24 protein-coding genes and 4 pseudogenes are annotated in these 25,762 nt (G+C 42.8%); 14 read left to right on the forward strand and 14 right to left on the reverse strand.

Annotated elements, in window-relative coordinates:
- Positions 1-75: 75 nt before the first annotated feature.
- The 4 genes from V5G28_RS19845 to cls all read left to right on the forward strand — a co-directional run bounded on the left by V5G28_RS19845 (position 76) and on the right by cls (position 5,476).
- On the forward strand, positions 76-1,680 hold the full coding sequence (locus tag V5G28_RS19845; protein WP_332987898.1) for an FAD-dependent oxidoreductase: 1,605 nt from the start codon (positions 76-78) through the stop codon (positions 1,678-1,680).
- A 243-nt stretch (positions 1,681-1,923) separates the two neighbouring features.
- Positions 1,924-2,964, forward strand: coding sequence for an agmatinase SpeB (gene speB / locus V5G28_RS19850; RefSeq protein ID WP_332987899.1), 1,041 nt, complete (start codon positions 1,924-1,926; stop codon positions 2,962-2,964).
- A 217-nt stretch (positions 2,965-3,181) separates the two neighbouring features.
- Positions 3,182-4,021 carry an endonuclease/exonuclease/phosphatase family protein gene (locus V5G28_RS19855; RefSeq protein ID WP_332987900.1) on the forward strand — a complete coding sequence of 280 codons (840 nt, stop codon included), beginning with the start codon at positions 3,182-3,184 and terminating at the stop codon, positions 4,019-4,021.
- Between the two features lie 9 nt (positions 4,022-4,030).
- Complete coding sequence (gene cls, locus V5G28_RS19860; protein WP_332987901.1) at positions 4,031-5,476, forward strand: cardiolipin synthase; 1,446 nt, start codon at positions 4,031-4,033, stop codon at positions 5,474-5,476.
- A gap of 22 nt (positions 5,477-5,498) precedes the next feature.
- Here cls and V5G28_RS19865 read toward each other — a convergent pair whose 3' ends face one another.
- The 3 genes from V5G28_RS19865 to nudC all read right to left on the reverse strand — a co-directional run bounded on the left by V5G28_RS19865 (position 5,499) and on the right by nudC (position 9,206).
- Positions 5,499-7,322: a DUF262 domain-containing protein gene (locus tag V5G28_RS19865; RefSeq protein ID WP_332987902.1), complete on the reverse strand. Its 1,824-nt coding sequence runs from the start codon at positions 7,320-7,322 to the stop codon at positions 5,499-5,501.
- A 171-nt stretch (positions 7,323-7,493) separates the two neighbouring features.
- The gene (locus V5G28_RS19870) at positions 7,494-8,318 is read right to left on the reverse strand and encodes a zinc-dependent peptidase (RefSeq protein ID WP_332987903.1); all 825 of its coding nucleotides are present in this window, start codon (positions 8,316-8,318) and stop codon (positions 7,494-7,496) included.
- A gap of 42 nt (positions 8,319-8,360) precedes the next feature.
- On the reverse strand, positions 8,361-9,206 hold the full coding sequence (gene nudC, locus V5G28_RS19875; protein ID WP_332987904.1) for an NAD(+) diphosphatase: 846 nt from the start codon (positions 9,204-9,206) through the stop codon (positions 8,361-8,363).
- Between the two features lie 206 nt (positions 9,207-9,412).
- Here nudC and ypfJ point away from each other — a divergent pair, with 206 nt between their 5' ends.
- Positions 9,413-10,270, forward strand: a complete 858-nt coding sequence (gene ypfJ, locus V5G28_RS19880; protein ID WP_332987905.1) for a KPN_02809 family neutral zinc metallopeptidase — start codon at positions 9,413-9,415, stop codon at positions 10,268-10,270.
- A gap of 107 nt (positions 10,271-10,377) precedes the next feature.
- On the opposite strand, the pseudogene V5G28_RS19885 reads toward ypfJ, so the two are convergent.
- Positions 10,378-10,632: pseudogene (locus tag V5G28_RS19885) on the reverse strand (zinc ribbon domain-containing protein); the annotation flags it as partial.
- A 57-nt stretch (positions 10,633-10,689) separates the two neighbouring features.
- A complete protein-coding gene (gene tnpA / locus V5G28_RS19890) occupies positions 10,690-11,085 on the reverse strand; it encodes an IS200/IS605 family transposase (RefSeq protein WP_332987906.1) in 396 nt (131 codons plus the stop codon).
- A gap of 81 nt (positions 11,086-11,166) precedes the next feature.
- Here tnpA and V5G28_RS19895 point away from each other — a divergent pair, with 81 nt between their 5' ends.
- A complete protein-coding gene (locus V5G28_RS19895) occupies positions 11,167-12,363 on the forward strand; it encodes an RNA-guided endonuclease InsQ/TnpB family protein (protein ID WP_332987907.1) in 1,197 nt (398 codons plus the stop codon).
- A gap of 18 nt (positions 12,364-12,381) precedes the next feature.
- On the opposite strand, the pseudogene V5G28_RS19900 reads toward V5G28_RS19895, so the two are convergent.
- Positions 12,382-12,609: pseudogene (locus V5G28_RS19900) on the reverse strand (RNA-guided endonuclease TnpB family protein); the annotation flags it as partial.
- Positions 12,610-12,773: 164 nt separating this feature from the next.
- Here V5G28_RS19900 and V5G28_RS19905 point away from each other — a divergent pair.
- Positions 12,774-12,953 carry a hypothetical protein gene (locus V5G28_RS19905; RefSeq protein ID WP_332987908.1) on the forward strand — a complete coding sequence of 60 codons (180 nt, stop codon included), beginning with the start codon at positions 12,774-12,776 and terminating at the stop codon, positions 12,951-12,953.
- 56 nt (positions 12,954-13,009) lie between these two features.
- The gene (locus V5G28_RS19910; RefSeq protein ID WP_096562192.1) at positions 13,010-13,537 is read left to right on the forward strand and encodes a hypothetical protein; all 528 of its coding nucleotides are present in this window, start codon (positions 13,010-13,012) and stop codon (positions 13,535-13,537) included.
- Between the two features lie 108 nt (positions 13,538-13,645).
- Here the strand turns inward: V5G28_RS19910 and V5G28_RS19915 are convergent, their stop codons facing one another.
- Positions 13,646-13,879, reverse strand: a complete 234-nt coding sequence (locus V5G28_RS19915; protein ID WP_332987909.1) for an EF-hand domain-containing protein — start codon at positions 13,877-13,879, stop codon at positions 13,646-13,648.
- A gap of 212 nt (positions 13,880-14,091) precedes the next feature.
- Here V5G28_RS19915 and V5G28_RS19920 point away from each other — a divergent pair, with 212 nt between their 5' ends.
- The 3 genes from V5G28_RS19920 (at position 14,092) to V5G28_RS19930 (ending at position 15,864) form a co-directional block, all read left to right on the forward strand.
- Positions 14,092-14,532: a tyrosine-type recombinase/integrase gene (locus V5G28_RS19920; RefSeq protein WP_332988137.1), complete on the forward strand. Its 441-nt coding sequence runs from the start codon at positions 14,092-14,094 to the stop codon at positions 14,530-14,532.
- 284 nt (positions 14,533-14,816) lie between these two features.
- Positions 14,817-15,419 carry a 2OG-Fe(II) oxygenase gene (locus tag V5G28_RS19925; protein ID WP_332987910.1) on the forward strand — a complete coding sequence of 201 codons (603 nt, stop codon included), beginning with the start codon at positions 14,817-14,819 and terminating at the stop codon, positions 15,417-15,419.
- Positions 15,420-15,609: 190 nt separating this feature from the next.
- Entirely contained in the window at positions 15,610-15,864 is a 255-nt protein-coding gene (locus V5G28_RS19930; RefSeq protein ID WP_332987911.1) for a type II toxin-antitoxin system RelN family antitoxin, read from the forward strand.
- A 38-nt stretch (positions 15,865-15,902) separates the two neighbouring features.
- On the opposite strand, the gene V5G28_RS19935 is transcribed toward V5G28_RS19930, so the two are convergent.
- The 3 genes and pseudogenes from V5G28_RS19935 to V5G28_RS19945 all read right to left on the reverse strand — a co-directional run bounded on the left by V5G28_RS19935 (position 15,903) and on the right by V5G28_RS19945 (position 20,398).
- Positions 15,903-18,518: a GmrSD restriction endonuclease domain-containing protein gene (locus V5G28_RS19935; RefSeq protein WP_332987912.1), complete on the reverse strand. Its 2,616-nt coding sequence runs from the start codon at positions 18,516-18,518 to the stop codon at positions 15,903-15,905.
- 232 nt (positions 18,519-18,750) lie between these two features.
- Positions 18,751-19,812, reverse strand: a pseudogene (locus V5G28_RS19940) (transposase); the annotation flags it as partial.
- 433 nt (positions 19,813-20,245) lie between these two features.
- Positions 20,246-20,398: a hypothetical protein gene (locus V5G28_RS19945; RefSeq protein ID WP_332987915.1), complete on the reverse strand. Its 153-nt coding sequence runs from the start codon at positions 20,396-20,398 to the stop codon at positions 20,246-20,248.
- 281 nt (positions 20,399-20,679) lie between these two features.
- Between V5G28_RS19945 and ilvA the strand changes: the two genes are divergently transcribed.
- Entirely contained in the window at positions 20,680-22,191 is a 1,512-nt protein-coding gene (gene ilvA / locus V5G28_RS19950) for a threonine ammonia-lyase, biosynthetic (RefSeq protein WP_332987917.1), read from the forward strand.
- Between the two features lie 8 nt (positions 22,192-22,199).
- On the opposite strand, the gene V5G28_RS19955 is transcribed toward ilvA, so the two are convergent.
- The 3 genes and pseudogenes from V5G28_RS19955 to V5G28_RS19965 all read right to left on the reverse strand — a co-directional run.
- Complete coding sequence (locus V5G28_RS19955; protein WP_332987918.1) at positions 22,200-22,367, reverse strand: hypothetical protein; 168 nt, start codon at positions 22,365-22,367, stop codon at positions 22,200-22,202.
- A gap of 14 nt (positions 22,368-22,381) precedes the next feature.
- A complete protein-coding gene (locus V5G28_RS19960) occupies positions 22,382-22,606 on the reverse strand; it encodes a hypothetical protein (protein ID WP_096562185.1) in 225 nt (74 codons plus the stop codon).
- A pseudogene (locus V5G28_RS19965) lies at positions 22,596-22,859 on the reverse strand (DUF4258 domain-containing protein); the annotation flags it as partial. The pseudogene V5G28_RS19965 and the gene V5G28_RS19960, both read right to left, overlap by 11 nt.
- Positions 22,860-22,893: 34 nt before the next feature.
- Here V5G28_RS19965 and V5G28_RS19970 point away from each other — a divergent pair.
- A complete protein-coding gene (locus V5G28_RS19970) occupies positions 22,894-23,079 on the forward strand; it encodes a hypothetical protein (RefSeq protein WP_332987919.1) in 186 nt (61 codons plus the stop codon).
- A gap of 292 nt (positions 23,080-23,371) precedes the next feature.
- Positions 23,372-25,282: a GTPase family protein gene (locus tag V5G28_RS19975; RefSeq protein WP_332987920.1), complete on the forward strand. Its 1,911-nt coding sequence runs from the start codon at positions 23,372-23,374 to the stop codon at positions 25,280-25,282.
- 316 nt (positions 25,283-25,598) lie between these two features.
- Here the strand turns inward: V5G28_RS19975 and V5G28_RS19980 are convergent, their stop codons facing one another.
- Positions 25,599-25,721 carry a hypothetical protein gene (locus V5G28_RS19980; protein WP_332987921.1) on the reverse strand — a complete coding sequence of 41 codons (123 nt, stop codon included), beginning with the start codon at positions 25,719-25,721 and terminating at the stop codon, positions 25,599-25,601.
- Positions 25,722-25,762 lie beyond the last annotated feature (41 nt).

Consider the following 25,762-nt stretch of genomic DNA (forward strand, 5'->3'; position numbering starts at 1 on the left):
GAATGATGCTATCTTACTGGATAGCTATTAATTCCCACATTGCCCAGTTCTTATCCACGATTCCTGTGTATAAATATGCCAGAACCTAACTCAAGCCCTCATACACCTACAAACACATCGCCCAAAGTTGAGACCTTGGCTGGATCTGTTGTCTCGTCTGTCTCGTCTTCTTCTCCTACGGGGATCTATGATATTGTTGTAGTTGGCGCTGGACCTATCGGGTTAGCAACTGCCATTGGCTTACGCAAGCGTGGTATTGAAAATGTTCTTGTCGTTGATCAAACTCGCGCCTTTCGTCAGGTTGGTCAGGTGTTAGATCTTCTGCCCAATGGATTAAAAGCTATCAAATATTTAGATTCTAACGCTTACGAAGAAGTCAAGAAAACGGGCAATAAGTTCTTGAATCCTAAGCAGTCCAATGACGAGAAAACTGCACAAACAACTCAGGGACAAAAACCTCCAAAGACTTCACCCAAATGGGTTTACAAAAATTTGCAGGGGCAGCGGATTCGGTCAATCCCTCTTAGTTACGATGTCTGGTTTAAAGATTATGGGGAGGGTCGAGTGTCAATTGCTTGGTATGATTTGCAGACAACCCTAAGACACCTACTTCCCCAAGACCGAGTCAAAGCCAATCACCGTTGTATTAATGTTGTGGATGAACCAGAGACTGGGAGTGTGCGGATAGATTGCGTCTCTGATATAGGGGTAGAAGCCAACCCCTATGCGTATTGGGCAGACGAGCAGAAAAATAATGACAAACAGTCCCAGAATTCAGATAATGTCCCCCAACAATTAGAAACAAAATCGATCCGAGCTAAGCTCATTGTTGCAGCAGATGGGATAAATTCTACGATTCGTAGGGTGCTTTACACAGATAGTCCGTACCAAGCTTTTGCCCGACCTGAATACTCCGGGTTTGCAGCAGTATCTTGTCGGGAAATAGCGGAGATACCAAACGAACTGCGGACAGAACTGGAAGAGAAATTCTTGCAGGACTCACCAATTGTCACAATCACTAATGATCAAATATCTAGAGATCCCGCTTGTACGCCAAACCCGAGGATGATGTTATTTCGCAGACCAACTGGTCAAGTTGGGTACATCGTACATCTTGCTTTGCCTTTGGACTTGTTGCAGAGGAAGTCTGGAAGTTCTTTAATTGACTTAGCTGTACAGGAGTTGGAGAAGGTAGGCTTTCCCTTTGTACTCACGCAATTAGTGCGTATATCTCCTCCTGCCAATATGCAGCAGCGTCCGTACTACATTCACCACGCTACTATTTCAGATTCTGTACAACTTCCTAGCACAGCCCAGCCCAATATTGAAGGTCATCCTGTTACAATTCAACCACCTTGGAGTGCAGGGCGAGTCGTATTGGTAGGTGATGCCGCGCATGGAATGCCTCCCTTCATGGCTCAAGGCGCTAATCAAGGATTAGAAGATGCACTAGCTGTTACAACGCTTATCGCTAACATTGCACAGAAGAATCATTGGGATAACACGCAAGCTATAGCCGAAGCTTTCAAGAAATATGAAAGTCTTCGTCGCCCATTGATGGCATATGTCCAACAGGCTACATTGACACGGTTTCCTCACTCCTCGGATAAACAGTGGCAGGAGTACAGCCAACAGGTGTATTGCCGCAATTTTGACCAGGTGGTAGAGGCGTTGTTGTAGGTAGATGAAGTCATTCCAGAAAATTCTTCGCGTCAACACTCAACTGTTGACTATAAACATTGAACGGCATAGGTAGAATGTTTTTCCGTTCATATATTTGGCGATGAGATAGCAGCTTACTACAAGAAATTTTGATTAAAATAAAGCAGCGCAATTTGCAGCCACAGCATAACCTGCGCGACTACAATGCTGGTATCCACCAGGCGGCGTGCTGTCTACCCACGTAAATCCAGAAGATGATCTATGAGTAATCAACTCCAAGACTATAATCCCAGCGGCGTCGGTCAAATCAATGGCAACCTCTTGGGTTTACCGTTCAATTACGAGTCTGCAAACCTGATTGTCTTTGGTGTACCGTGGGAAGTCACTGTTTCCTATGGCGCAGGGACCGCCAACGGACCACAACGGGTTTTGGATGCTTCGCCGCAACTGGATCTGTTCGATTTCGATAATCCTGACGGATGGAAGCAGGGAATTTTCATGGTAGAAATTCCCCAGGATATTTTAGAGAAGAACAAATACTATCGCGCTCTAGCGGCAAAAATTATCAAACGACTAGAGCAAGGTCAAGCACTCACAGAAACACCAGATTTAACACCTGTCCTGACAGAAATTAATCAAGCTTGTCAACAGGTGAATCAATGGCTGTTTGAACAGTGTCAGGAAGCAATTAACAATGGTAAGCGAGTCGCAGTTATTGGCGGGGATCACAGTTCACCTTTAGGTTATTATCAAGCATTAGCAGCTAAATACGCAAGCTACGGTATTTTGCACATTGACGCACACGCAGATTTACGCGATGCCTATGAGGGATTTGAGTTTTCCCATGCGTCCATCATGTTTAATGCGATGAAGCTACCGCAAATTTCCAAGTTAGTGCAGGTAGCGTTGCGTGATATTTCTCATGATGAAGTGCAAATGATTAACGAATCGAATGCTCGAATTGTTGCTTATTACGACCCAGCAATTAAACAAAAGCTCTACTCTGGAACGACTTGGATTGATTTATGCCGAGAAATGATCGCTCATTTGCCCGAGTACGTTTACATTAGCTTTGATGTCGATGGTCTTGATCCAAAATTCTGTCAGAGTACAGGGACTCCTGTTCCTGGTGGACTGGAATTGGAGCAAGCTTTTTGTCTGTTCCGTGAGTTGGTTAATAGCGGTAGAAAAATTATTGGCTTTGATGTCTGCGAAATTGGTGATGCTGAGTGGGATGGCAATGTCGGTGCGCGGATTGTTTATAAGCTGGCAAATTTCATGGATTTATCTCAGCAAGGATAATTCTTGATTCAAGAACATGATGGAAGTAGATACAATATTACCCAACATCCTCCAATGTGATAGGCTCTCTTGACTATCTAATAGCGTTAAGCTATAGAAAGCCCAGTAAACTTTTACTCGCTTCCCGCCCGAAGATTACTTAATTAAAAAACCGCAGAGGACACAGAGGTAAGAGTTAGAGAAATTTAGGTAATTTTAGACTGGGAAGGGAGTAGTAATGCTTGATTTCAAAGAACACGCAGACAGTTTTGCAAGAAAATTTGTTCCATCGTATAGATTCATTCGCACACAAGAATCCACAATTGATAGAAGCCATGTTCTTCAAACAGAACTCAATAGTACATCAATTAAAGTGTTGAGTTGGAATATTGCGAAGAAAAATCATGACAAAATTTGGATTAAAGATTTTTTAGCCATTCTTGAGCAATACAAACCAGAGCTTATCTTTTTGCAAGAAGTTCGCTTGAGAATGGATGCAGAACATGCCGCTGAATTGAGAGAAATGAGTTGGAATTTTGCCCCTAATTTTATCGATGCTCATCATCAGACTTATTCTGGAATTTTAACGGCAGCTAAAATCAGTCCACTCACCAGCAGAGCGATTCTCACTAAACATCATGAACCGATTGTTAAAACTCCTAAGGTTTCCCTCATTACGGAGTATCCGTTATCTAATAAACGAGAAACTCTGTTAGTTATCAATAGTCATTTCATCAATTTTGTGGATTTAAACAAATTCAAAACACAACTGCATGAGTTAGAGTTTGCCTTATCTACACATCATGGTCCTGTTATATTTTCAGGAGACTTCAATACCTGGAGTCGAAAAAGAGCTGCTTTGCTTGAACAAGCGGTTACTCGTTTGGGGTTAGCACCAGTCGTTTTTGCACCCCATGAAAGCAAGAAAATTAAACGATTTCTGTTATCACCTCCTCTAGACTATATCTTTTACCGAGGACTCAGTGAAAACAAAGCCAGTGCTAAAGTGTTAGATTATGTTTCTTCGTCCGATCACAAACCTTTACTGGCAGAATTTTCTTATATCGATACTCAATAAAAATTTAAGATGCTTGTAGATAGCGGTGTTTTAGCCCTTCTTAGTGCAGCTACAGTAGTTGTTGTTCATAGCTTGGGAATTTTGCATGCTGCCCATGCGGTGATGAATGTGCGTTCTTCTCAAGGGGCGATCGCCTGGGGAATTTCTCTGATCACCTTTCCCTGGCTAGCTATTCCATTATATTGGATTTTAGGAAGAACTAAATTTCATGGATATGCTGAAGCCCTGCGCTCAGTTTACGCCCAACACCATAAGCTTGTTCGTGAAACCTACACTGAAATTGCTAAATTTAAGGTCGCACCACCAAAGAAATTAGCAGGTCTGCAACCACTTGCTGAGGCATTTACAGGAATTCCCTTTACATCAGGTAATGCAGCTCAATTGCTAATTGATGGTCAGCAAACTTATGAGGCGATGTTGAGAGCGATCGCACAAGCAACCGACTATATTCTACTACAATCTTACATCGTTAATGATGACCAAGCAGGTAACGATTTTAAGCAAGCATTGATTGCTAAAGCAAAGCAAGCAGTACGCATCTATTTTATCTACGATGAAATTGGTTCCAACAAACTATCTCGCTCCTATATCAAGTCTCTGCGCAAAAATGGCATTCAGGTGAGTGCATTCCACACCACCAAAGGCAGAGGTAATCGTTTCCAACTCAATTTCCGCAATCATCGCAAGATTCTAGTGGTAGATGGTGAAACAGCATTTGTGGGTGGTCTAAATATTGGTGACGAATACTTGGGAAAAAATCCCCGCCTCAGTCCTTGGCGTGATACCCACATGATGCTGCAAGGTCCGACTGTACAAAGTCTGCAAAATTCCTTTCTGCGAGATTGGTACTGGGCAACTCGAAAAGTTCTCGATGTTAACTGGCAGATTAAAGTTAATCGGCAAACCAACCAAACCGCCTTGGTACTTCCTACCGGACCAGCAGATCGGCTAAAAGCCTGTAACCTTTTTTTCGTGAATGCTATCAATCAAGCGCAGACTCGCCTGTGGATTGCCACTCCTTATTTTGTGCCGGATGACTCAACCCTAACTGCCTTGAAACTGGCAGCGATGCGCGGTGTAGATGTGCGAATTATCTTACCGAACCGACCGGATCACTTATTTGTTTATCTATGTTCTTTCTCGTACTACACTGAAATGGAGGCGATCGCTATTAAGCTGTATCGCTACAAAAATGGGTTCATGCACCAGAAAATCATGCTCATCGATCAGGACATGGCAGGAGTAGGAACTGTCAACCTGGATAATCGCTCGTTCTTCCTCAACTTTGAAGTGATGGGATTTGTTGCTGATCCTCACTTTGTTGAAAGTGTGGAGAAAATGTTACAGAGTGATTTGGCTGCCTCTGTTGCTGTTGATCTATTTGAGTACGATAGAAAACCTCTGTGGTTCAAGTTAGCCGTGAGAGTATCTCGGTTGCTGACTCCATTGCTTTAAAATGTGTCTACTGAGTTGAAAATTATGGATAAAAAACTTTGAGCGCAATATCTATGAGTAAATTCTTATGATTTGTGATTTCTTGTTCAGTCCAAGTTTGGTTTGTTGCTATGTTTCTAGTTAAAACTACTGATGATTCTTGATAAAGCGACCTTTTTGCCTCAAAAGGGTCATTTCCGCCTATGGTATTCTGCGCCGGGTCTAAAATAGTCAGATTTCCCAATGTATTTTTCAGGGGTTCCAACTTTTCATCTCTAAAGTTCTTACCTGCATTTTGTGGATATATATGTTCAATGGAAGTTCCAGCAAAGTCATAGACTCTACTTTTATCTCTACATGACGGATTTCCTGTACCTCCAGCTTGATACCACTGGTAATAATATTCTAAAGTCATCAAATAATATTTCAGAGGTTTATTACTACCTCCAGATTCTTTATATTCTAATATTTCAAGACCATTTTTAAATGTGAGATTTGATGCTTTCGAGTTAATTAGCTTCTGTAATTTCTGCCTTAATCCCGAAACATTATAAGAGCTTGGGTTTTCCCGGATAGCAAGCGATTCCTCATAATAAATACTTTTTAATGATGTGGCGTGCTGATTGCATATGATTTTATATCGGAAATAAACTTTTTCTATAATCTGTACTATTTCTGAGAAAATCCTATGGTCAAGTTGTGAAGCTGCTAGAAAGAGCGGTACAGATAAAGTATGGTCAAGTTCTTTCACAAGAATATTTAAGCGAGTCCTATCCCAATTAGTTATTGGTTGTTGAGTTGTATATAGCCATTGTCCTTCCAGCAATTTTCTACACTTAAAAATATCCTCATGTATATTTTTGACTGTTTGATATATTTGTTTAGATTCACGATCTGAAAATTCTTCTATTTTATGTTTTTTATGTTCTGGCAAGAAACCATCAATAAATATATCAAATAGTTCATCTTGTTTAGCTCTCTTACCTTTGTACGATTCATAAATCCAGTTCAAATAATTTCCTGTATCTGATGGAGAATCGGCGAGGATATCGTCCCAGAATTTCTCACAACTATCTTGAGAATCTCTAAAACCTTCTAAAATTTCTAAAGTTTTTGCTTTTAATAAATCGCCAACTGTTAAATTTGTTCCTCTATCATTAATAACTTGAAATAATCTAAACGCATCCTCTTTACTATCAGTTACCATGTATAGTATTGTAAAGTCATTATCTATAATATTTTGTATTATTTCAATGTCGTCCATTTTTTCTTCTAACTTGGATGGACTGATTATATTTCCTACTGCTTTTAGTAGAGTTTGGTATGCGCGATTAATCTTTTGATGAGAATCTCTTGAAGGAGATGGATTCATCCCACGAATAAGTTCTCTGTAGAAGGGATGATCTACTCTTGATAGTCTCATAACTTCAACAGAGTTTACCTTTCGTTGAACCTCTTGACTAAACTCTATAAATCTTTCAGAAAGGGCTTTGACGCGTCTCTCCAAGATGAATTCATTATTTGCATCTCCTGAATTCTTAGCTTGTTCGAGCAACTCCTTATATATATTGAGTAAACAAGACATCAATAGCGTAAAGGTTGAAATTCTTTGTTGTCCATCAATAATTTCATATTCGTGTTGATTGACAGCTCCCTCGACAGGATATCTAACGCAGAGAACCCCTCCAAAAAAATGATTAACAGGCGTATGTGATTTTCTTCTCTCAAAACAGTTTTTCAAATCTTTGATAAAATCTTCAACCGATTCAGCTTCCCATGCATAAGCTCTTTGATACTTGGGGATAAAAAACATCGGTCTGTACTCAAAAATTTTCCCCACAGAAGTGTATGCAGGCTCCATCTTCATATGAATCGCACCTGTATTAACTGTATTTAATAGTTTACACGAATATTCGATAAATATAAATTTATACTAATTGAAGCGCAGCAAACTCTACCGTCGTAGGATGGGTTAAGAAACGAAAATAATCACCACTGAATAAGATCTTAGGTCTTACGTCTCAACCCAATCTAATATCTAACCCCATTGCACAGGATCTAGTTGATAGTAGCCTTGCAGTAGTTCATAAAGTGCCGCATGCTTCTTCAGCAATTGCTGCGGTTTTTCAAAGAATGTTTCAGTCGCTACAGCAAAAAATTCTGCGGGATTAGTTGTACCATAGCTATCCATTACAGTCTTTACGCCTCGTTGAACATCATTGCACAGTTGTTGATATTCTTCAGCCATCACCTGCGCCCAAATGGGATAATCTGATTTTCGTTGCAAAATAGGAACACCCTCCGCTTTCCCATCCTCTTGATCCAACTGGTGGGCAAATTCATGAAGCACAACGTTATGTCCATCGCTCCAGTCGAGAGTGTCTTGTTGTACCTGTTCCCAAGACAATATCACTTGGTCATGAGTCCATGATTCCCCCAGTCTTGCCACACGCCTTTCCTCAACAATATAATTCCCAGTGGCAACAGTTTCATTAACAAAATAAGTACTGGGATAAATCAGAATTGAACGAAGTTTAGGGAAGTATTGTCCTCGCTCATTGAGCAGGAGCAAACAAGCGATAGCAGCGATCGCCAATTTCATTTCTTCCGTCACCTGCAATCCTCCACAGCCAATAAATTGTTTTTCCGCTAAGAATACTTGAATATGTCCTTGAAGCCGTCGGCGTTCAGCGGAAGCAAGATGGAGATAAATGGGAAGATTATTCTCAATAATCGCATTCCAAAGTGGGGGGAAAGGACGACGTTTAAGACGGTTTCTACGTTGTTTAGTCAAAAGGGGACTGATTAAAATTCCAGCGATAATCAGCCCAATAATCACAAAAACAATAATTGATTGAACCATAAATTAAATTTTTCATCACACCCCAATTTAAGGTGGATGGACTCAGAGCACAAACGAGTCGATCAGCTTGCGGGCAATACTCAGCTTAGGAGGAATTTGCGGTAAGTTGTGCTTACTAAACCAACCTGCCTCTACTAATTCTTGCGGTTCAATGACGATGTCACCACTTGCATAAGTGGCTGTGAATCCAATCATTAGTGAGTTGGGAAACGGCCAGGGTTGCGAACCAAAATAGCGAATATCTTTGACCTCAATTCCTACTTCCTCGCGGACTTCGCGCACTACCGTCTCTTCCAACGATTCTCCCGGTTCCACGAAGCCAGCTAGCACGCTGTACATTCCCGGTGGAAACCGAGGGGCGCGAGCTAACAACAGTTCTTCACCCCGAGAAACGAGAACAATAATCGCAGGCGAGAGGCGAGGATAATTCACGAGTCCACAGTTGGGGCAACGTTTGGCACGCTCATGAGATAATTGGGTTGTTGGAGTTGCGCAGTGCCCGCAGTACTGGTGAGTGCTGTCCCATTCCACGATTTGGATAGCGCGACCGCTGAGCGTATATAACTCTTCATCCAACGTTCCGTACAATTCGCGCAATCCTTGCAAGGTGAAGCCATCGGGGGCTAACGCATCCTTGGGCAGTTCTGCCGAGTAACAGGGCTGTCCATCCAGGGTGCCTAAGAACTGCGATCGCACTGGCTCTAAGCCAATTTCTGCCAGAGTAATGAGCTTGGGAATTTCGCTGACCTTTCCTTCGGCGCGAACCAGCAATTTATTGCCAACAAACGCAAACCACCAGGAGGGTTCAGGCTGTACTAGGGGTGGAGCAATGCCAGGGATAAAGGTTCGATACATATCAGTAGAAGGCGATTGCTTTGATCGTATCACCGCCGCTATGACATAGCCTTTCCTAAGTAGGAGTGCCTATCAAATAAGTGCTGTCCCTCTGGCAGAGGATTTTGATGAATGAAATCATTAATATTTTTGGTGAATTATGGAAAGTCTGGCTTTGGTGCGTTCGCCCTTTGAACCTGCCGAAGGCAATTGTACTTTGTTCACTTTTGCCAGGTTAAGTAGTTTGGAGACTCTTGGTTATGCGCTGGGAATTCGGTCGTAGAAGCACCAATGTTGAGGACAGGCGTGGAAGTCGGATTTCGGCTCCTGTGGTGGGAGGTGGCATTGGGGCAATCGTTCTGTCAGTGATTGTTGCCCTCTTGGGCGGCGATCCCAGTGTCCTTTGGGAACAACAACAAGCGCCGAGCGACAGCCCTTACTCGCAGTCTCCTCAAACACAACGTTCTGCGACGAGCGATCGCATGGCTGATTTTGTTTCGGTTGTCCTAGCAGATACCGAAGATACGTGGCAAAGTTTGTTTCGGCAAAGGGGACAGACTTATGTAGAGCCTAAGTTAGTTCTCTATTCTGATGCGGTACAATCTGCCTGTGGCTTTACGCGATCAGCGGTTGGTCCGTTCTATTGCCCCGCCGATCAAAAGCTCTACATTGACTTAAGCTTTTATCAGGATCTGAAGAATCGATACCAGGCTCCGGGAGACTTTGCCCAAGCCTATGTAATTGCTCACGAGGTTGGGCATCATGTCCAGAATCTCATGGGTATTTCAAATCAAGTTCAGTCAATGCAGCGTCAAGTTGATCGAGTACAGGCAAATCAGCTTTCAGTTCGGCAAGAGTTACAGGCGGACTGTTTTGCTGGCATTTGGGCGCATCATGCCAATCGTTCGCGGCAGATCCTTGAACAAGGCGACATTGAGGAGGCACTTAATGCTGCCAGCAGTATTGGCGATGATCGTTTGCAACGTCAGGCAAAAGGGTATGTTACCCCAGAGTCTTTTACGCACGGTAGTTCAGCCCAGCGAGTTCGCTGGTTCCAGCGGGGCATTCAGACGGGTAATCCTGCACAATGTAATACTTTTGCGGCAGCAAATCCGTGACATCCTCCCGCACTATAGCAGGGAACAGGGAACAGGGAACAGGCTTGTAAGTCTCTTGACATCCTCCCACCGCTAACCCTTGCGGGTGTAGCGGGGGATTCCAAGAATCACTTCTTGGGCTTCCTCTTTCCACAAGTCGGCTTATCTTGAGGAATTGCTTCACCAAGACAGAGGTCGGTCTCTCCAGAGGCGTGACTCCCCGTGTGCCCCACGGTACGTAATGCCTTTTCTAGTATGTTTCGTGCTGCATTGTGGTCGCGGTCTTGAATGTGTCCGCAATGAGAACAATTATGCGTCCTAGTACTGAGACTTTTCTTGACTTCGGAGCCACAATTGGAGCAATTTTGACCGAAGGTCGGAGGGCGCAAGCCCCTAAATTCTATTTATGGGGATAAGCCCGTAGGGGATTTTAATCCCCGTCATACTTCTTTTTGATTGGCAACATACTGTTTAATTACCTCTAAGGGTGCGCCACCGACTGTTGAGACAAAATAAGAATTCGTCCACAATGTTGGAATCCGGCTTTTTAGATGAGGAAATTCCTGCCTTAAATAGCGAGAAGTCGCACCTTTGAGTCTCTTCATTACTTTGTGAATACCAAATTGTGGGTCGCACTCAAGCAATACGTGTACGTGGTCTGGCATCACTTCAAGCTCAATAATCTCTACTTCAATCTCTTTAGCTATTTGATACAGAAGTTCTTTCAATCGTGTCTCAACTTCCCCAATTAATACAGGACGACGATATTTTGGACACCAAACAACATGATATTTGCATGAGTAGACAATATTCCGATTTGATTTGTAATTTTTCATAGAACTTCCTAAAAATTAGATAGCTTATATGTATATAATTATTATATACATATAAGCTATCTAACAAGGAGGTGATTAAGAGTGTTGGTGCTAGAGTACAAAGCAGCAGTAAAACCCAGTCAGTCAAAAGCTGTAGACGAGGCTATCCGAACAAGTCAGTTTGTAAGAAACAAAGTGTTGCGGTACTGGATGGATAATCGTGGTATTGGGAAAAAGCAACTGTACCAGTACAACACTCAGTTGCGTGCTGAATACGCATTTGTCAAGGACTTAAATAGTCATGCTTGTCAAGCATCAGTTGAAAATGTAGAACGTGCTATTTCGCGGTTCTTTGACAATTGCAAAAAGAACAAACCTGGGAAGAAGGGGTATCCAAAGTTTAAGACAGACGCTCGCTCAGTTGAATACAAGACATCAGGATGGAAACTTCACCCAACCAAGCGCCGAATCACCTTTTCAGACAAGAAAGGCATTGGCGAACTTAAATTGTTGGGCAAGTGGGACATCCACGCATATCCCGTAGACCTGATTAAGCGAGTACGGATTGTTCGTCGCGCTGATGGGTACTATGTGCAGTTTTGCGTCAAGGTAGACATAATCACTGAATCCAGAGCCGGGGATTCTGAGGTTGGCTTGGACGTTGGTTTGGAATACTTTTACTCTGATTCTAATGGGCATCACGAAGAGAATCCTCGATTCTTGCGTAAAGCCGAGAAGTCAATCAAGCACGCTCAACGCCGCATTTACACTAAAGAAAAAGGGAAAAACAACAGACGAAAAGCCAAAGGACGATATGCTCGGAAACATTTAAGAGTAAGTAGGCAACGGGATGAACACGCTAAGAGAGTTGCGCGTAACGTATGCGAAGCTAACGCTTTTGTCGCCTATGAAGATTTGAATGTGAAAGGGCTGGTAAGAAATCGTCGTTTAGCCAAGTCAATCAGTGATGTTGCTTGGAGTGCTTTTCGTCGTTGGCTAGAATACTTTGCTGTTAAGTTTAATACTCAAGTTGTGGCTGTTCCACCTCACTACACAAGCCAAAAGTGCAGTAGTTGTGGAAATATCGTCAAAAAGACGTTGTCAACCCGAACACACACCTGCAAATGTGGATGTGTGTTACAACGCGATGTGAATGCAGCTATCAATATTTTGTCAAAAGCAAAGTCTACCGGAGGGCATCCGGGAAGTAACGCTTGGGGAGTCGGAACCGCTACTCTTGTTGGCGCAAGCCTGGTTGAGCAAGTTGCGACGTTGAGCCAAGAATCCCCTTGCCTTTAGGCATGGGGAGTGTCAACAGGCACGCTCAGCAGAAGCTTGACACGCTTGTGCAGACAGCTTTTTGCACCAATCAAACTGTTCTCGCAATACTTTGCAGTATGCGCTCAGGTCATATCGACCTATGTTCTTCCCATCCATCCAGTGTCGAAGGCAAGCGTTGCGAACAAAACGAGCAGTCCTGATTGCCTCGTCTAGCAATCTGTACTGCTCCTCTGTTCCTTGCAACTTTGCCTCAAAAACTAGCATGGCGTTCCTGAATCCTACGTTTAAATTTATAACGTAGGATTGTTCTTTCTGTGGGCATTGAACCCACAGAAAGAACCTGGAGGGTCCATGTACCCCACCACTAAACGGAGTACCGTTGTAGTGGGGGCACTATCGCCCTCCAGACCTCCCATTAAGGTAGGTTTGTGGAAGACGTGATAACTTTCTACTTGCGATATCTAGAAGGAAAGTACCCAGTTGTACCCATAAATTCTGTAATCAGCCCGGTAATTTCTCGGGAAGTTGTACCCATTACACCGTCAACAGCTTCTACAACGATAGAGACTGACGACCCAGAAGAATTTGACGGTGGTATCGAATTATGATTCAAATGAGCTTGATTAATTTTGACGACGAAATAAATTAAGGAGAAAACTCAATAATGGACAACTTCAATAAAAAATCTAAAACTTACGCTCAAAAATACGCTCAAGATTTACTTATTAAATTCTTGAGAGAAGAAGCCAAATTTGTCGGATATGACGCATATGTCAAGAGTGAAGTCTTACCAACTATTACTTGGCGTGTAAACAGAGACGCACCATACTGGGGGATTTTTCCAGATTATCCAATTGCAAAAAGTGAAAACACCATTATTGAGATAGTTTGGGATGAATATTTATTTAATACTGAGTCAACAAGAAAAGATGCGATTCCAACAATCGATGAACTTTGGAATTTTGGTCTGGTACTTGAAACAGTTTTAGATATTGCTATTCAACATAAAGGAGTTATACACACGGCTGTATTTTTTGACGAAATACCCAATCATGCAATAAATTTTCTGAAGACTGGCGCTATTCCTCAAATAGTCGTAGTCAACTCTTATGACCTTTTGAATCAACCATTATTTTCTACTTTTCACGGTATAAAAATGCCTATCCAAATCTTAGAACCATTTAATCTCTAAAAGCAAAAGACACTGGAATTCCCAGGAGCAAGTCACCAATGACCTAGAAATTGCAAATCCCTCAAAGCGTGGTCTATAGAGGGATTTTAGGTATTGGGTTTTTGACTGCTAGGTTAAATTATTTGCTTTCTCAACTACTTCCTTTAACTCTTCAAAGGTAATACTACCGTCTTCGACTAAACCATACCGTGACAGTAACTCCTGGGGGCTCGTGGTATTTGTTTCTGATAAGATAATTGCACTTAATCCAGGACTTAAAAAAAGCTCATTAATAGAGATTTTGCCGTCTTGATCGCGATCTAAATTATTAAAAAGAGATTGAAGCTCTTGCTCGGTTGCCATAACTTTTTATCGGAATTAATTTTTCAATTTAATATCTTAATATCTCATGAATATCTCATTAATATCTCAAAATTAAATAAACTTATATCCTTAGACGTAGAAACGGGTATCGCTAGTGCTTAGATCAGCTGTAGGCTGTGGATCACAGTGGTTTTGGTCTAGGGATGAAAATCAACAGGCACGGTCGCGCCAAGATTCTAACGCAGTAAGAGATACAGCTAGTTTTTGCCCAAGGGTTTGATTCAGAGCGTGATAAAACCTTGTTTGGTGTATGCCTGTTTACTGCTGCAAGAATCCGTGAAGCGTGTACCCTGCTGTCTGAGGACATCTACACACCCAAGGGACAGGTTAGACCTCGGCTCATCATCAGGAAAGCCAACACTAAAGGTAAGTTGGCTACCAGGTCTATCCCAGTTATTGAGGACTTACGGCAACTGTTGACTAACTACTACCCAATCCGTGGTGATATTTACCTGTTTCCCGGTCGCTCTAACGGACATTTGGCTGAAGATAGCGCCGCAAGGATATTAAGGGAAGCGTGTAAGCAAGTGGGGATAATGGGCGTGAGTACCCACAGTTTTAGACGGACTGCCTTAACCCAAATGATATTGACAAACTCCTCCTCCTTGTGGAATGAAACAGCCCTGCTTTGATGATTATCATTCTTGAGAAAATGCTGTCTCTTTTTTTGGACAATTTATTTTCTGGAAATCCCTTTTTTTCGACTTTTGCAAGAAGTCTAAAGATTATGACGGGGGACTTACTGCTTTCCAGAACCCACATTAGTTAAAATTTGACCAGGAAGCATTTGACACAAGATAATTGAGCGATCGCTTTCTTTATTCAGCCTGGCGTTTTTTGTAGCCTGCCAAAGGCATCCGCCTGATTACCAATCTGAATCTCTGCTCACCTTGAAACTCTTGAACTCCTTGAACACTTGAACTACTATTCTCAACACCAAGACGCATTCCCAATCACTTACCTCAACGATTTGCGAGGAGAAATTCTAGCGTGTCCTTATCTTGGAATCAACAACCTTAACCGCGACTTTGTTGACACCAAAGGGTTTTCTGTGGTATTCCAACGTTCAGAACTTGCAGAAGTGGAACGGCGGTTTCCTTTTTTTAAGCCCTATCTCGACCAGGCGCTACAGCCCACCTGCAACGCTTTCTATCTTAACCCCCTCCTGCTTAAAGAAGGCTCCCGCGTCGATCCACATATTGATCGCTCGCTGCGATCTTACTGCAAAACCATTGAGCCTCCGGTAGTGGTTAGTGTTCTTTATGTGCAAGTACCGCCAAACTTGCAAGGCGGAGAACTGGTGCTGCGCCGTCAAAAACAGCAAGTCGGGCAGATTAAGCCACAAGCTAACACACTTGTGTATTTCCAGGGCGATCTGATGCATTCTGTGAATGCGGTTAAAACCAGCGGCACTCGTCTCAGCTTGGTTTGTGAACAATACAGCCTGAGTGAAACTGAACTGCAAGACATTCCAGCGTTCACAGTGGAGTCTAGGGCAGTAAAGGCAAAACGGAAGTAGCGATCGCCAGGACTGCTGTGGACTGAGTCCCCTTTGGGACACGCTACAAAGAACGCATAATCGCCACAAAGGCACCTTGTGCGTCATTGCACTTGTTTCTCCTCAACTCTGCCATAATTCAAATTAAATTTCTCTCACTTCTAATGACTTGGTACTTAAACTAGTGAAGGCAAATCCCACTGGAGGAATAATGAAAGCGATTGAAGGGATGGGAACTGTGGATGAGGAGGGGCAACTTTCCCTAGATGTACCGTTAAATGTGGATAAGCATACTCGCGTTAGAGTAATTGTACTGCTTCCAGAAGAAGTTGAGAAAGAAAACAACCAAGAGGACGAGGAAATCTCTGAATCTGCCGCAGAAAGTTTTCGTCAGGGTTGGTATGATGCCATGACAGGAAACACTTTACCTGTTTCTCAAGTGTGGGAAGGGATTGATGCAGAATGACTCAGCGTTGATTCAGGTTGAGGTGCTCGTACTGAATTCTAATCAGACGGAGGTTTAGCTCCCTTCCTACGATTACTATCCTTATAAGCCATTTGAAGATTTTCTACAGAGTCTACACCTCCTATGCTCAGAGGAACATGATGATCTACCTCAATCTCGTCTCCCATAAAAAGAGGTGCTCCTGAAATAGCACAGCGATTACCTTGTTCCTTTAGCAGTTCAATTTTGTCTGTTTCAGAAAGTCTAGTTTGCCTTTTCTCAACTGAGTATTTTTCGTGAAAGTTCTGAGCCTGTGAGAGAAAAGCTTCTTTTGAAGAGTTTTCGGAATTATTCCTCAAAGCATAGAAAAGACTTTGTAGGTCTTCTTTAATCTCTAATCTATAGAACTTAACCATTTCATAATTAAGTGGGGCAAGGAGATACCAAAGAATGTAAAAGTCTTGTTTTGTACGCTTGAATGAACGAGATTGTCTTTGAGCTTTGAAAACCGAATTTAATTCATTGCTAAAAAAGTTTTCTAATATACGTTTATCTCCTTCAACATCTCTATCAAGCAGAACAAGTTTTATCTTCCTTACAAAACTTTCTACACTTTTAACTGCCTTCAAAAAGTTACCTTTCATTTCTTCATCTTCAGAAACACTTTGAAGTAGCCTTGTAATGTCTTGAGATGAACCCATTCTTACATTAATTCCATCATTTCTACTATAAATGTATAGATATTTCTCGGATTCCTTACTCTTCATTCGCTGAAGCTCAAGGTATGCTAAAGACGTATAAAGTTCTTCATTTTCCATTCTATCCCTATCATTACGTCCCTTAATCAGCTTCGTATAAAGCCATTCCCTATGCTTTTCAACATTTTTTCTAATCGTTTCAATTACTTCTCTATCTACCCACGAATTCCACATTTCAAAGGAATTCTCGCGAATAGGATATGGTTTATTATTCAGCCTTACAAATAGATCGACTGGATTAAATTCTGGATTGAGGCTCTCCTGAATTTCAACTACAAATAGTTCAAAATCTAAGATTTTATCCTGTAGAGAGGGATTCAAATCTCTTAGATCTTTATATGTTTTGTTATTTAATTTTTCCAAAATTTTTAACCCTTTCAATGCAAAACCAGAATTTTTAGTTGTACATTTACGACCATTCTCATCTATGTAATTTTCACCAATAAATCCCAAAATTGTTAATAGTCGTTGTTGACCATCTATCACTTCTGAAGTACCATCCTTGCGCTTGTAAATAAATATTGGAGGAAGGCTAATGTCCAAGAGAATACTCTCGATAATAGAAGATGCTTTAGAAACACTAATAACTTCTGACCTTTGGTAAGAAGGACGAACGAGAAACATATTACGTCCCATTACCCTCGCAATATCATCAATTGAATTCCGCGATGGCTCCGGCTTTGTTACCCTCAGAGATGCAAGTTCTCCTAATTTTGTAACAGTATCATTGTTTTCACTTCTCCTAAGCTGCTTTAAGTCATCTCTAGTTTTTTTATCCCCATCGACATAAGCACGGAGATTGATACTGAATTCTTTCTCTAGTAAGCTTGCTGTGAATGAGAAACGTTCATAAACTTGACTATAGTAATGTAATTCTATCTCTGTATACTTACCAATATTCTCTGATATTTCATAACCTAAGCGCTTAATCAAATTACTGTCTTCAAATTGATATAAGTCAACCCCTTCTGAATTTAATACCTGTAAACCCCATAGTAAGCATTCAAAAACCAAACGATTGTAATTCAGGTGAAGCTCCGTGAAAATACGCTTAATTTTGTAAACAATATGAATTTTTTCTATAAATCTATTACAGAGTTTATTTATATCTTCTGTCTGATTAACCAAATGCTCGTACAATTTATCCAGTGTTTCGGTTCTGTTATTTCCCCACGCATAATATCTAATAGGAAATTGATGAATAACCAAATATCTCCTAATAAATTGTAGTATTTTCCCACTATCAAACTCTTTCCTACTTTCTCTTAGTGACAAAAATACCTCATCAATTATATTACAAAACTCAACATTATCTTTTACAGTTCTCCTGAAATATTGAAAGATTAAATCTGTGTCGTAAATAGCGTTATCTATCTCTGGCTTCTTCAAAGGGGTTATACCAGAATTGTATCGACCAAAGATTTCCTTTTTAATCTTATCTTCTAAAGCTAGCTCAAGTTTAGGCTCATTAACTATCTCAAACTCTATAATTCTAATTTTTGCATCAAGAAATAAATCAATAATACTTGCCGTCTCAGAATTTGTTCGTAAAGATTCATACGTTGATTTTGCAAGCTGTTTCAAGGATGCTAAACCATTTATTGTTAGAGAGAAGTGATTTTCTTTAAAGCGCTTTATAGTTTCAAATCTTTGTCTTCCATCAATAACTTCTATGCCAGCACCATTGTTGAAAAATATTAAAGGCGGAATTTCAGTTCCCAATAAGATACTTTCTATAAAATAAGTTGCCTTGTGATCATCCCACACATAGTTTCTCTGATAATATGGCTTGTAATTTATCTTGTGTAAGCTCCGTAAACTAAAAAGAGAGTCTATTGATTTAGAGTAAGTCTCTATCTTTAAGTGAGAAGTAAAAATTATTTCAAAATCATTCGGGGTTAAAAACAGACTACTCATTTTCTAACGTCAGTACTAATACGAGTATGGTTTCTTGGTTAATTCTATACTCTTTTAATGATAAAGAGTGAGTGTTTGCTTTTACGTATGAACGTTTGACACAGTGACGCTTACTACTCCATACTAACAAAGCGATCACAAATAACCCCTATAAAACAAACACATAAGTTCTGTATTCTCATATCTTGCACCTGGAAATTTGAATGTCAATTCCATGACTAAGTGCAATTGGACGCATTCGTTCAACGTCAAGTAAAAAACAACACAGAAGTAAGTGTGGAAATATTGTTTGAAATGCGATTTGTGCAGCTTCTCCCCAATCTGGTAGATTTGTGGTGGCGATCGATAAATAAGCCCAATGTGCCAAAATATAGGTAATAAGTGAGAGTACTAGCCAACGATAAACGCCTAAAAGTGTTCCTTGACCAAAGCGGTGTAATCCAAATCGATGTTTTGCAGTCTTAAACCAACCCTCGATCTGCCAACGACGTTTACCCCACCAATTGATAGTGCTAGCTTTGAGAGGTCTGATAGAAAGAACAAAGCGTTTTTCCAACTTGCCATGATCACGCTTAAGGTAATACCAAGACACCGTGAGCGGAAAGTTTAAACCCACTAACCAGACTTGTTGCCCCCGTTTGTGTAAACGTCGTAAGATACGCCCATCAACTAATTTACGGTCAACGCGCACACCAACAATTGTGTGATATTTAAGCTTGCGTATACCGTGCAAAAACTCAATGCTGCCAAATGCAGTATCTGCCAAAATCATCACCTTGAAGTGTTTGGTTAATTTCTTAGGTAAACATTTGACCAGCTTTAATCCCAGTTGTGCGGGAGAGGGAGTCCCTTTGCCCCTCCAAACACGGAAACTCCACGGTACTCGCCACTGCCCTACGACTAGATACATCACCACCAAATGCAATCCTCGTTTACCGTTGTAGACAGTGATTAAATGCTTAAAGGACTTAAATTTTCCACATTTCTCTAGGGTTGTTAGATCAATGATGACTTGTAAAAACGGTTTGCGTCCTTTGGGGCACTGGGATAAAATCTCCTTGAGTACGTGTTCACGAGTCGTGCGAATCATCTTTCTAGTTGACCAAGCGTAAATATTGAGAAAACGACTCAGGGCGCTGGCTGACTTGGTTTGACTGTGTTGTGGTAGGGGGTAACCTTGAGCTTCTAGAAACAATCCCAACATCGCTTCTAGATTATCTCGTTGGTACACAGAAGGCATCAATGACAGGAGGGTGTAAACTAACTCTTGGGCGTGGGCAAGAATTGATTCCATTGTTCTTGCTTTTATATATGCTTTTCACGCCCTTTTTTCGCATATTTTGGGTCGTGAATGCAAATTTACCCTCTCTGCCAAGTTGGCGATCGCCCGTGTTTTTCGCTCTTGCGTAATATCATTATTAACATAGTTATACAAATTGCTTTCTCTGCGCGTAAGCTCATTCCTCATCTCTAGTCTTAATTTCTTACTCACCCATTTGGGTATTAGTGGTTTACCCGTACAGGTGCAAGATATGAGTAAATCCACTATGTATGTGGCATTCCTGAACCTACTAATGCCTATGTATTGCAACTACCGAGTACAAAACCTGTGTGCCTGTATATATATTTATAATGTCCTAAAGAAACACCTCAACCATCTAGTACATCGCACAACCCAGATCAATAGCTGCAGCATGATGACGGAAAGGTTTACGTGCTCCTTCCTTTTATGCCTCAGTTTGTTGTTTTTTCTGTAAGCCGTACAGTTGCTCAAGAGAAGTAGTTATCCAATCGGATATCGATACATCTGCAATTTCAGCTTGTTGCTGTAAAGCTTTATAAGCTTCCTCGCTCAGTTCTAGCGTTAAAACTCGGCTCACCGCACTTGCGCCTGCGCTACTCTATATACTCTCTGCTGCTAGCCTAGCATAGGGGCAATTTTAACTTGCTCTACTTGACAAAGTTTCTGGCTCTAGCTCTTGTGTCTTTCCTACTTGAACTTCCACCATAAAAGCACAACTTGACAATCCTGACTGCCGATGAAGCAGTTATGGCTTATCAAATGGCTCAATTTTTGAAATAGTCAACATTGTCTACAGAATAGGTACGCAAGTATCGTAAAATTATCATCCATCCGGCATTTACCATTCTGTTGACGCCCATGTTTTGTGATTACCTGGTTCAAATCCTGACTGCCCGTGTGTATGATGTAGCCCAGGAAACACCACTGGAGTATGCCCCAAATTTGTCTACACGGCTAAATAATAAACTGCTGCTCAAGCGGGAAGATATGCAGTCAGTATTTTCCTTTAAATTGCGTGGTGCTTATAACAAAATGGCACAACTGCCGCCGGATCTGTTGGCACAGGGTGTAATTGCTTCATCTGCCGGAAACCACGCCCAAGGGGTTGCCCTTGGTGCTCGTCACCTGGGAACAAGAGCAATTATCGTTATGCCGGTAACGACACCACAAATGAAGGTGGATGCAGTCAGAGCCCGTGGGGGAGAAGTTGTGTTGCATGGGGATACCTACGACGATGCCTATGCCTACGCCCGTCAATTGGAGGCAGAAAAAGGGTTAACCTTTGTTCATCCCTTTGATGATCCGTATGTGATTGCTGGACAAGGAACGATAGGGATGGAAATTCTGCGGCAATACCAGCAACCCATCCATGCGATTTTTGTGGCGATTGGCGGTGGTGGATTGATCTCCGGTATTGCGGCATACGTGAAACGGTTACGTCCCGAAATTAAGATTATTGGCGTTGAACCAGTCGATGCCGATGCCATGTATCAATCGTTGAAAGCAGGGAGACGGGTACGCTTGCCTCAAGTTGGTTTATTTGCTGATGGAGTCGCAGTGCGGGAAGTGGGTGAAGAAACCTTCCGTTTGTGTCAGCAATATGTAGATGACATTATTCTGGTGGATACGGACGATACTTGTGCCGCAATTAAAGATGTGTTTGAGGATACACGCTCGATTCTGGAACCAGCAGGGGCACTGGCGATCGCCGGTGCGAAAGCCTACGTAGAACGGGAACAAATCGAGGGACAAACGTTAATTGCGGTTGCTTGCGGTGCCAACATGAACTTTGATCGACTCCGCTTTGTTGCCGAACGGGCAGAGTTGGGTGAACGCCGCGAAGCCATCTTTGCTGTGGCGATCCCCGAAGAACGGGGGAGTCTGCGCAAGTTTTGTGAATGTATTGGCAAACGCAATCTGACTGAATTTAACTATCGCATTGCGGATGAAAAAGAAGCACATATTTTTGTGGGGGTACAAATTCAAAACCGTGCTGATGCAGCAAAGATGGTTGAAACCTTTGAAGCCTGTGGATTCAAAACCATTGACTTAACCGATGACGAACTGACAAAATTGCATTTACGGCACATGGTTGGTGGGCGTTCTCTCCTTGCCCACAATGAATTACTCTATCGTTTTGAGTTTCCCGAACGTCCTGGTGCATTGATGAAGTTCGTCGCTTCCATGAGTCCCAACTGGAATATCAGCGTGTTCCACTACCGCAACAACGGCGCAGACTACGGGCGAATTGTCGTTGGGATGCAAGTACCCCCGCACGAGATGGAGGAATGGCAAGCATTTCTCGATACACTCGGTTATCGGTATTGGGATGAAAGCCACAACCCTGCATATAAGCTGTTTCTGGGGTAGCAGGCTAATCACCGATTGGATAGGGCGATCATACTCCCACAACCAGCTTGCAATTGCAAGGGAGCGCGATTGCCCAAGGGGTAGTGCGCTTTCCGCAATCGCACGAAGTACCCGCCTCGGCGGGATCGCTGCTTCCGGTAAAGGAGGCTGCATTGACTTCGATGGGGTGTAGTCATTTGTTAGGTTCGCCTCATGCAGCAAAATTGTACACTGGCGTTTCAACAAACCGGACAGGCTCTTCTTGGTTCAGAATAATCTGCTGCAAGCGTTCTACTGTAGATGGACAAAAGAACTGCTCTCCAGTCTCTGGATTCACCCGAGCAGGCACATTTTCAATCACAAAAAACTTGCCATTCATCTCTAGGGAGTAAGTTACTTTTTGCTCCACTAGCATCTCATTCCAATCACTCATCATCGTTGATTCTCCTTGTTGTACAGTTATTGCTCCATCGCTTGGGATCAGGTTCGTAAACGGTGATGATTTTGATTAATCGGCGAGAGGGATAGCTGCATTGAACATGAATTGGTCGATTTGTCGGCGTCAAGCCACTTATCAAGCAGCTAGGTCCGTACTTATCATCAGGATAGTCTTCGATAACCTGTCCGGCTGCAATCGCCTCCTTGATTTCCTGCACCCGAATGCTACGCAAGATAGACTGGTCAACTGCATGTTTTGAGAATTCAAATTGCTAGCGAGCAATTTTGCAACGAATTTCTTCAAGCATTGGCATACAACCATTGTATGACTCGGTGCTGCTTCTTTACTATCCAGTGCGATTGGCTTTGCCACTGCCCGGTTCGGCTGAGCGCTCACGGCGAAGCCTTGGGCAATCGTCTCGTTGGGCTGGCTCCTGCGAAGCATCACCCTTTTGCCTAGCATATCGTTGACACTCTCCGCCCTATAAGGGACTTCCAAATAAAAAAGTATTCAAAAATCTCTTGTGGAACAGGCGTCTCGCCTGTTCAGATTGAGGGCGGGCAAGGATGCCCATCTCACACAAGATTGGATAATTTATTTCTTGGAAATCGCTAAGGGCGAAGAGTGTCAATCATCATGTTATCTCGCACTAAGAGGTCTATCACTCGAAATAAGAGCGCTCTACCCTATGCAGCACTCATTAAACGAGTATTAGATCGACAATAGTGATATAAGAAATCTCATCAAGGCAGGCACAGAGCAATGGTACGCTTGAAACTCTGGCAATGGATCGTATTAGCAACACCGATCGCTTTCATCATCATTTTCTTGCTAGTATCCGCAGGGTTGCAAATTCACGAGTGGGGCATAAATTGGATTTGGGGCGTGTTCATCCTCATATTCGTGGGCTGGCGTTGGCTACTAGCCAAATGGACTCGATCTGCGGTAGAGCAGGTGGAAACCGTAATGGCGCAAGTCAGCCAAGAACTGGAATCCACTGCGGATGATATGCCCCTACAAGGAACTGACGCCGCGAAGCAAGCAGAAGCGGCACTCCAAGAAATCCTGAAAACGGCACAAAGCGATCGCCCGATTTGGGAAGACTGGCAAACTTTTTGGCAGCGATGCCAGGATGTTGTAGTTGCGATCGCTCATATCTACAATCCCCAAGAAAAGTATCCCCTGCTAAACATTTACGTTCCCCAGGCTTACGCGCTGATCCGGGGAACAGTGGATGATCTCGATCAGTGGATACAGAAGTTATCCCCTGCCCTCAATCAAGTCACGGTTGGGCAGGCATACCAGGGATACGAAGTCTACCGTAAGTTGGAACCATCCGCTCGTAAACTCGCTCAAGCATGGAGCTGGGCACAGTGGGTGTTGAACCCGGTGGTGGCGGTGGCTAAAGTTGCCAGTCAGCGTTCCAGTAACCGAGCAACTGAGCAACTGCTGGTAAATTTGAGTCAGCTTTTGCGGGAAGCTGCCCTGAGAAACTTATGTCGGCAGGCGATCGCCCTCTATGGCGGTAGCACACTGCCCACTTCACCATCCTCCGTTTCCACACCAACTTTACCCAAAGCAAAGACTCAAACACTCCGAGACATCCTTGTTCAAGCAGAACCCACCGAGGCGGTTGAGCAAAAACCAGTCAATATTCTGCTCACTGGGCGAACAGGCTCCGGAAAAAGCAGCCTGATTAACACGCTGTTTCAGGCAGATTTAGCAGCCGTCGATGTTTTGCCTAGTACAGATAAAATTCAGAATTACCAGTGGCAAACCCAAACCGGGGAAACTCTGACACTTTGGGATACCCCTGGTTATGAACAAATCAACCGTGGTGACTTCCGCAAACTCGTGCTAGACTATGCCAAAAACGCCGATTTGCTGCTACTCGTCACCCCCGCCCTAGATCCAGCGCTACAAATGGATGTAGACTTTCTCACAGACATGAAAGCGGAAATTGCAGACTTGCCTGCAATTACTATCGTCACCCAAGTAGATCGCCTCCGCCCCATCCGCGAGTGGGAGCCACCTTATGACTGGCAATGGGGCGATCGCCCAAAGGAAATTGCCATTCGCCAAGCTACTGAGTATCGTGCTAAGCTTCTGGGCGACTTCTCTAATTTAGTTTTGCCTGTCGTCACAAGTGATAACAAAACGAGCCGAACTGCTTGGGGAGTAGACGCGTTATCCTTGGGGCTGATAAATGCGATCGCACCTGCCAAACAACTCCGTCTTGCCCGCTTTTTGCGTAACCTCGAAGCGCGCACCGTTGCTAGTGCCAAAATTATCGACCACTATACCTTCCAAATGACAACTACACAAGGGCTAGCTGCACTGCTCAAAAGTCCCGTTCTTCAGTTCATTTCCACTGTATCAACTGGAGCACCAACTCTGGCATATCTGCTAGCAGAGAAAATTCCAGTCGAACAAACACCAGTTGTCATTGGTAAGCTCCAGATGGCATATGACGTTTTCTCGCTCTTAAATACGGGCAATTCTAACACGCTCAACTTTGACCTGCGATCGCTGTGGCCGCTGCTGCTGGAAAACTCTGCTTCACCTGACCGCAACGCTTGGGCATTTGGTCACGCTCTAGTAGAATACTGGACTAGGAATTTGAGTGTTGAACAACTCCGGGAGCGGTTTGAATACTATCTAAAGCTCTCTTAACTTAGTACAGCATTTCATTAATTCGTAACGTTTTTAAACGCTCCAGGTAGCCGAGGTAAACGCAGCGAAAAGTTCTGCAGGAGGTGAGACCAGTGCTGCAGTCCTTGTTTCCCGACCTAGGCAACTGGCGTAAGCGCAAAGCGTGCCGCTAGGCATACGCGTAGCGTCTCCGTTCGCCCTTGGCGTGCCGCAGGCATAGGAGATACCCGAAGGGGTTTCCCGACCTAGGAAACTTTTCAAGACAAAGGTACACAGAGTCTTCGTTCAAATTTTCGCTATGAATTTATGCAAAGCTCTACTTAGTTATGTCACACAGCTATTTAAAGACGGCGATCATCATATTTGCCAATAACTGTGCCAGCAGTGATAACACCGCAATAATCAACGCTATCAGCCACCGAATCCCTGCTTTTTGTCGATGGCGTTTATACTGCAGCATAGCTGGAATTCAATGCTTGGTTTAAATTTGTAATCAGATGA

This window comes from Scytonema sp. PRP1 (genome assembly GCF_036697665.2).
GTDB lineage: Bacteria > Cyanobacteriota > Cyanobacteriia > Cyanobacteriales > Nostocaceae > Kalymmatonema > Kalymmatonema gypsitolerans.

Coding starts and splice junctions, on each gene's coding strand:
- V5G28_RS19845 (WP_332987898.1), top strand. CDS start 76: ATGCCAGAACCTAACTCAAGCCCTCATACACCTACAAACACATCGCCC.
- speB (WP_332987899.1), top strand. CDS start 1,924: ATGAGTAATCAACTCCAAGACTATAATCCCAGCGGCGTCGGTCAAATC.
- V5G28_RS19855 (WP_332987900.1), top strand. CDS start 3,182: ATGCTTGATTTCAAAGAACACGCAGACAGTTTTGCAAGAAAATTTGTT.
- cls (WP_332987901.1), top strand. CDS start 4,031: ATGCTTGTAGATAGCGGTGTTTTAGCCCTTCTTAGTGCAGCTACAGTA.
- V5G28_RS19865 (WP_332987902.1), bottom strand. CDS start 7,322: ATGAAGATGGAGCCTGCATACACTTCTGTGGGGAAAATTTTTGAGTAC.
- V5G28_RS19870 (WP_332987903.1), bottom strand. CDS start 8,318: ATGGTTCAATCAATTATTGTTTTTGTGATTATTGGGCTGATTATCGCT.
- ypfJ (WP_332987905.1), top strand. CDS start 9,413: ATGCGCTGGGAATTCGGTCGTAGAAGCACCAATGTTGAGGACAGGCGT.
- tnpA (WP_332987906.1), bottom strand. CDS start 11,085: ATGAAAAATTACAAATCAAATCGGAATATTGTCTACTCATGCAAATAT.
- V5G28_RS19910 (WP_096562192.1), top strand. CDS start 13,010: ATGGACAACTTCAATAAAAAATCTAAAACTTACGCTCAAAAATACGCT.
- V5G28_RS19915 (WP_332987909.1), bottom strand. CDS start 13,879: ATGGCAACCGAGCAAGAGCTTCAATCTCTTTTTAATAATTTAGATCGC.
- V5G28_RS19930 (WP_332987911.1), top strand. CDS start 15,610: ATGAAAGCGATTGAAGGGATGGGAACTGTGGATGAGGAGGGGCAACTT.
- V5G28_RS19935 (WP_332987912.1), bottom strand. CDS start 18,518: ATGAGTAGTCTGTTTTTAACCCCGAATGATTTTGAAATAATTTTTACT.
- ilvA (WP_332987917.1), top strand. CDS start 20,680: ATGTTTTGTGATTACCTGGTTCAAATCCTGACTGCCCGTGTGTATGAT.
- V5G28_RS19955 (WP_332987918.1), bottom strand. CDS start 22,367: ATGACTACACCCCATCGAAGTCAATGCAGCCTCCTTTACCGGAAGCAG.
- V5G28_RS19960 (WP_096562185.1), bottom strand. CDS start 22,606: ATGATGAGTGATTGGAATGAGATGCTAGTGGAGCAAAAAGTAACTTAC.
- V5G28_RS19975 (WP_332987920.1), top strand. CDS start 23,372: ATGGTACGCTTGAAACTCTGGCAATGGATCGTATTAGCAACACCGATC.
- V5G28_RS19980 (WP_332987921.1), bottom strand. CDS start 25,721: ATGCTGCAGTATAAACGCCATCGACAAAAAGCAGGGATTCGGTGGCTG.